We start from the raw sequence: 1,236 nt of genomic DNA, 5'->3' as shown, positions 1-1,236 counted from the left end.
TGGCAAGCCCCCGATATTCTAGACACCTGACAGCTGCTTAAAATACTGCTTTTCGAAGTCCACGGGAGACAATCCACCGTTGTTGCCGTGCCGGCGTACCGGGTTATAGAACATCTCGATGTAATCGAAGATATCTTGGCGAGCCGTTTCCCGATCCTTGTAGATTTTCCGTTTCACTCGTTCGCCCTTGAGCAACGAGAAGAAGCTTTCAGCAACGGCGTTGTCGTGACAGTTACCGCGCCGACTCATGCTGGGTTTGAGCCGATGGTCATCCAGGAAGTCTCGCCACTCTCGGCTCGTATACTGGGAGCCCTGGTCGGAGTGGATCAGAACCTCCTGTTTGGGCCGGCGCTTCCAGGAAGCCATCAACAGCGCGTCCATAACGAGGTCCGTCGACATCCTCGATTTCATGGACCAACCAACGATTTGACGTGAGAACAGGTCCAGCACTGCCGCGAGATACAAAAAGCCCTCGTGGGTACGGATGTAGGTTATGTCGGTTACCCACCGCTCGTTCGGCCCCTGAGCCTCGAATTCGCGATTCAGATGATTCGGTGCAACGTGAGCCGGCTTGCCACCGTAATAGCCCTTGTGACGCTTGTATCCGCGCTGAGCGCGGATGCCTTCGTTTCTCATGAGCCGGTGCACCCGGTTTTTGCTGCACCGCTCGCCGAGGTCTTTCAGGTCCAGGGTGATATTCCGGTAGCCGTACACGCCACCACTTTCGAGCCAGGCCTGTTTGATCAACCCGACCAGCCGGCGATTGGCCTTGGTACGTGGGCTTTCAGGGCTATGCAGCCAAGCGTAGAAACCACTGAAGTGGACCTTCAGCACGCGGCACATGGCCCGGACCTGGAACTCCTTCTGATGAGCCCTGATGAAGCGATACTTTACTCGGACTCCTTGGCAAAGAACGCTGTGGCCTTTTTTAATATGTCGCGTTCCTCCGTCACCCGGCGCAGTTCGGCCCGCAGCTGACGAAGCTCACCCTGCTGCTCCGTGATGTGCTGGTGCTGACTACCTGGGTCGCCATACAGCTTGATCCACTTGTACAGACTGCCGGAGGTGATCCCCAGTCTCCGGCTCACGTCGGACACCTTGTAGCCGCGCTCCGTGACCTGCTTCACCGCCTCGATTTTGAATTCTTCGGAGTATCGCTTTGCGCTCATCATCAACACCTGTAGATTTGCGTTTAGTGTAACGCTATCAGGCGTCTACTGTATCGGGGGCTTGCCA

Annotated in this window: 1 protein-coding gene; it reads right to left on the bottom strand. The window is 56.2% G+C overall.

The features are described from left to right. Positions 1 to 18: 18 nt before the first annotated feature. Positions 19 to 1,169 (bottom strand): IS3 family transposase gene (locus BY454_RS16700; RefSeq protein ID WP_104417679.1). Its coding sequence is split into 2 segments (ribosomal slippage): positions 19 to 932 and positions 932 to 1,169, totalling 1,152 coding nucleotides; the frame shifts between segments, so codons are not numbered across the junction. Between the last annotated feature and the right edge of the window lie 67 nt (positions 1,170 to 1,236).

Origin of the sequence: Marinobacter persicus (assembly GCF_002934325.1) — a bacterium.
Classification (GTDB): domain Bacteria; phylum Pseudomonadota; class Gammaproteobacteria; order Pseudomonadales; family Oleiphilaceae; genus Marinobacter; species Marinobacter persicus_A.
This window is presented reverse-complemented; position numbering and strand designations above follow the sequence as displayed.